Source organism: Streptomyces sp. NPDC004435, assembly GCF_042873895.1.
In the GTDB taxonomy this organism is placed as follows: Bacteria; Actinomycetota; Actinomycetes; order Streptomycetales; family Streptomycetaceae; genus Streptomyces.
Map to the genome: position 1 here is coordinate 394096 of NZ_JBIAMB010000008.1, position 4907 is coordinate 399002.

Consider the following 4907-nt stretch of genomic DNA (forward strand, 5'->3'; position numbering starts at 1 on the left):
CTCGCCGCCCCCCCCCCCCCCCGCCGCGGCCCCCCCCCCCCCCGCCCGCCGGGGGGGGGGGGGGGGGGGGGGGGGGGGGGGGGCGGCCGCCGGCGCCGGCCTGTCGGCAGTTCGCGGATGAAGAGTAGGGTCGAGCGCTCTCCGACCAGGTCGAGGGTCCGCGCGGTCGCGCAGTATGGGTTGTTCGTTCGTTGCTCCACTCCCTTACATGACTTCACCCTTCCGGTTCTCGAAGTACGCCGGACGTGCCGGGCCGTCGAGGAGCAGCCTGACGAGCGGCTCGGGATCGGTCAGCATCACGTCGTGCGGACCGTCGAGCGGCAACGTCCGATAGCCGAGGCTGGTGGCGAAACGGTCGAAGGGGTAGGTTGCGGGCCGGCAGTGGATCGCCGTACCGGGGATCCGATCGACGGCGCCGTTCAGCCGCGTGGCTTCGGTGAACGTGCGCAGCGCCTGCGGGACGAGGCGGTGGGCGAGCCAGGCCGCGTCGAGGGATGAGACCCGCCCGGACCGCAGCCCACGCCCTGCGACGGTGTGGAGACGGACCGGCCGGGGTGTACCGGGGCGCGCCGGCCACCGCCAGGGCCGTCGTCCCGGCCCTGTCGGATTTGACGACGCCTGACCCGTCCTCTCACCGCCGTCACCCTGGCTCTTCCCTGGCGGTCAGCCCGGCCGTCCGAGCTCGCCACCGAGCTGCCCGCCGCCGTCCTCGCCCGCACCCTTGGCATCGACATCACCGTCGCCGTCATATGGCAGCGAGCCGCCGCCGCCGGGGACTGGGGCGCCTACGCGGCCGAGGGCAGCCGCCGCCATCATGACGTCTGAATCCAAAGGCAGGGGGCAACACAGATGCTGCTAAGTGATGTTGAGTACGTCGACGTTCGGATGCGATGCGACCCGGTCATGATGGCCGAGCCGGGCGGGCCGCTGCGTCGCGAGGGCATGGAGGCGAAGGTCCAGGGTGATGTTCCACGGTGGCAGCGGACACCGACTGGACAATGATGATCGTGCCCGATGACGCCGAGCTGGACGTGGCCGCGGGAACCGTGACGTTGTGGTCCGACGACGCAGACGGCGAGCGCATCTCCGAGTCGGCTGGACGGTGCTGCCGGAGCACCAGGGGCGGGGACTCGCGAAGCAGGGCATCCGCACGCTGCTTCAGCTGGCCCGCGACGACGGCCGGTGGGGGTTGATCCACGCATTTCCGGCACCAACCAACGCCCCGTCCAACGGCATCTGCCGAGCCCTCGGCTTTCGATTCCTGGACAAGCAAGACGTGCCCTTCGCCGGTCGAGTCCTGCACGCCAACCACTGGGCTATCGACCCTCGCACCGACCTGACCTGACTACAGGTCCGCAGCAGGGCGGGGACCCACGCGGAGCCCCGAGGGCGGGAGGCATTCAGAGAGTTCCAATACCCGACTCCACCATGAGCGGTCTTCGCCGACGACATCCTCAAGCACGACCAGGAGCACCTCAACCACCATCGGACTCTTCGTCCCGACGACGAATACACCGACGTCACTGCAGCGGAGTGGGCCGAGTTCGAGGAACACTTCGATCGACGCAAGGTCGAGCTCGGGAACTGCGCTCGCCCCTACGGGACGCCCTGCCAGTACGAGCATGCCTGCATCCGCTGCCCCGTTCTGCAAGTCAACCCGAAGATGCTGCCCAGACTCGCGGAGATCGAGAAGGACCTCGCCCTGCGTCGCAAACGGGCCGAGGAGGAGCAGTGGCTCGGCGAGGTCGAGGGGATCGATCTGACCTTGACGTTGGTCCGCGCGAAACAGGCCGACGCCGCAGGGGCCGCCCGGCGGCCGCCCGTCGTCCTCGGCATCCCCACCACCCGCCGGCCGTCGCAGTGAGGTCGCCAACTTGACTTAGTGAGCCTTCTCCAGCCTCAGGCCGAGGTGCGGCGAAGGGCGAACGCAGTCTTCACGGGGCGTTCCCGGTGGCCCGCAGCAGGGATAGACCCCTCGTCCGTTCGATCAGAAAGCCCGGATTGCCCGATCGATCTCCGCGCCGGTGCGGGCCACGACGACGGGCCACTCGTCCCTGAGAGCGGCAGGCAGAAGATCGCGGTCCTCGTCCCGCTGAATCACGGTTGGTCCGCCCGGGACGACGAGCACGGCATCCAGCCGGCGCAGCACGACAGCCAGGAGGTCCATGATTCCGCCGCCTCCAAATCGGTTGAAGGTGATGCTGTCCGGGCTGGAGAAGAACACACCCGCCTCCTCCCTCTCCGCCGTACGCACCTGCAGGAAGTTCGTCCGACGGTCCTGTGCCACCACATAGGGGTCGAGGACCTCATGCGCAGCACTCACGTCCAACGAGGCCGGCTCGCCGTTGTCGAACCGGCACACGAAGATGTCGAAACTCATGGAGCCCTTTCTAACCTCAGATCGAGGCTTACTGATCGTTTCAGAATGAGGTTCGGAGGCGGCGGAGGCATATGAGGCTGCAGGCGAGTTCGAGCAAGCCCTGGTGGAGGTCAGCGCGTCGCTCGTAGCGGATGCGGAGTCGTTTGAACTGGTGCAGCCAGGCGAAGGCGCGCTCGACCACCCAGCGCACCTTGCCCAGTCCGGAACCGTGGGCGACGCCACGTCGGGCAATCAGCGGTTTGACGCCACGCTTCCACAGTAGGCGGCGGTACTTGTCGAAGTCGTAGCCCCGGTCGGCGTACAGGCGCCGGGGCTTGCGGCGGGGGCGTCCAGGCAGGCCCCGGATCGGCGGGACGGCGTCCAGCAGGGGCAGGAGCTGGGTGACGTCGTGGCGGTTGCCGCCGGTGAGGGTGACGGCGAGCGGGGTTCCGTGGCGGTCGACGATCAGGTGGTGCTTGGAGCCGGGGCGGGCGCGGTCGACGGGTGAGGGGCCGACGTGATCCCCCCTTTGAGGGCCCGGACATGCGAGCCGTCCACGGCGCAGTCGTCCAGGTCCAACGAGTCCGCGCGGCGCAGTTCGGCCAGCAGGGCGGCGTGCAGGCGTGGCCATACGCCGGCCTCGGTCCAGTCCCGCAGCCGACGCCAGGCCGTCACACCGGAGCAGCCCACGGTCTCGGCCGGAACGTCCCGCCAGGCAACGCCGGTCCGCAGGACGTACATGATGCCGGCGAGAGCTGCCCGGTCCGGAACGCGAAGCCGCCCGGGATGCCGGCGGCGCCGTTCGGGAGCGGGTGGCAGCAGCGGGGCCACCCGCTCCCACAGGTCGTCCGGAACAAGATCAGCACGCATTCGGACACCCTGCCGACCAAGATCGGCGAGTGCAAGACCCACAGCTCAACTCATTCCGAAGCGATCAGCAAGTGGCGTGCAATCCCCTGCAATCGCATAGAGGGCGCACCCCCGCCGTCCCAAGACTTGTTTCGCAACTCACCAAAGGGTGAGCTGAGGATCCAATGAACCCGACGCAGAAGCATCAAATTCCCTCGACCCGGACAACTCCGGATTGAGGGGGCTCCCCAGCCTCAGAACACCTAGCGGTCCTCGATGTTCCACCGCGCTGGCACTGCGTCCTTGACGAACCGCAGCTTGTCGTTCTCGACGGTCAGCGGCTTACCCTTCTCGTCCTCCCGGGTCCACTGCCAGATCTCGTAGTAGTTGCCCATGTCGTAGAAGGTGACCTTGTCGTCCTTGCTGCTGAAGGCTCCGGCCCAGCCGTTCTTCGATTCGATCCACTTGTGCTGGTTGGCCGCACTGGTGACCTGGAGAAACCCGCCCCAGTTCCCGTCGGTGGCCCACTCGCCTTCGGCGATCCGCATGATGGCCAGAGGCTTCTTCGCCTCCTGCAACCGCGTCCAGTACGCGCCTGAGGTCTCGCTCTCCAACTGCGAGCTCACCCCGCCCAGGCCGGTCAGGACGAGGTAGCCGTCGTCATCGAACCGGACAACGTTCGGCGGCTTGTACGTCGTCTTGTAGGAACCGGTGGGAAAGGACGGTTCGGAGGCCAGGATCTCGATCACCTTGCCGGCGAACCGCCGTACCTGCCTGCCGGGCAAGACCTTCCGGTAGGCGCGGGCCTCCTGGCTCCGGGGGTCCATGTCCCGGACCGCCCCGATGATCCTCTCCAGGTACTCCTTCTTCTCTTCCCGGGTACCGGAGGACGGGTACGGCTCGATGACCTGAGCAGCCGTGTAGGCGGCCAGGACGACAGCCGGCTTGTCCACCATGGCGATGATCTTGGCCTTTTCGGCGTCGTACTTGGCGCGGGCTTCCCTATACACCCGCATCCCCGCTTCGGTCGTGCGCGTGCCCGTCATCCCGGCGATCTCCGTATCCAGCGCCATGAACGCAGCCCACGCCGCGTCCAGGGCTTCCTGCCTGCCCTCCATGGAGAGATCGGTCGCGTCGGTGATGACGGAGGGAAGAGCAGATCCGTGCGGCGCCCTGCGGAGTGCGTCGGCCAGGAATTCGTTCACCCGGGACGCATCGTCCGACGGGACACCGTCGTTCGGGTTGTAGTTCTCCACCATCGACTTCACCAGGTCGGCGATCTGCATCTCCTTGCCTGCCGCGTGGGCCAGCTCGATCTTTTCGATCTGGGCGCGGCTGAGGCTGCCCTCGTCCGGGGCGTCGGGGTCATGGACGAGGTAGAAGCTGGTGGTGCGCAGGCGTCCCATGGCAGGGCCTTCCGTTCGTGTATGCGCCACCCGAGGGAAAGGGGAAGCGCCGACAGGCGGTGAATGCACCAGCACGCTAAACGATCACTGAAACGGCACGGAAAATCTCAAGATTCGTTCACCCGATCAAGTGAACTCGGCCCAAGTCTGTTGACGCGTCAGCTTCTCGGGAATTCAGCCCCGAGAAGCTGACGGACTGGGCGGGCGCGGTCGACGGGTGAGGGGCCGACGTGATCCCCCCTTTGAGGGCCCGGACATGCGAGCCGTCCACGGCGCAGTCGTCCAGGTCCAAC

General features: G+C 67.6%; 5 protein-coding genes and 1 pseudogene. 2 read left to right on the plus strand and 4 right to left on the minus strand.

What is annotated here, in order from left to right:
- Nucleotides 1-1102: 1102 nt before the first annotated feature.
- The gene (locus ACFYT9_RS17670) at nt 1103-1345 is read left to right on the plus strand and encodes a GNAT family N-acetyltransferase (protein WP_389164616.1); all 243 of its coding nucleotides are present in this window, start codon (nt 1103-1105) and stop codon (nt 1343-1345) included.
- A gap of 318 nt (nt 1346-1663) precedes the next feature.
- Nucleotides 1664-1864, plus strand: coding sequence for a recombinase (locus tag ACFYT9_RS17675; RefSeq protein WP_389164618.1), 201 nt, complete (start codon nt 1664-1666; stop codon nt 1862-1864).
- A 123-nt stretch (nt 1865-1987) separates the two neighbouring features.
- On the opposite strand, the gene ACFYT9_RS17680 is transcribed toward ACFYT9_RS17675, so the two are convergent.
- The 4 genes and pseudogenes from ACFYT9_RS17680 to ACFYT9_RS17695 form a co-directional block, all read right to left on the minus strand.
- Complete coding sequence (locus tag ACFYT9_RS17680) at nt 1988-2380, minus strand: hypothetical protein (RefSeq protein ID WP_389164620.1); 393 nt, start codon at nt 2378-2380, stop codon at nt 1988-1990.
- A gap of 40 nt (nt 2381-2420) precedes the next feature.
- Nucleotides 2421-3229 (minus strand): IS5 family transposase gene (locus ACFYT9_RS17685; RefSeq protein WP_389164622.1). Its coding sequence is split into 2 segments (ribosomal slippage): nt 2421-2890 and nt 2890-3229, totalling 810 coding nucleotides; the frame shifts between segments, so codons are not numbered across the junction.
- A gap of 242 nt (nt 3230-3471) precedes the next feature.
- A complete protein-coding gene (locus ACFYT9_RS17690) occupies nt 3472-4614 on the minus strand; it encodes a hypothetical protein (protein WP_389164625.1) in 1143 nt (380 codons plus the stop codon).
- A gap of 197 nt (nt 4615-4811) precedes the next feature.
- A pseudogene (locus ACFYT9_RS17695) lies at nt 4812-4907 on the minus strand (IS5/IS1182 family transposase); the annotation flags it as partial.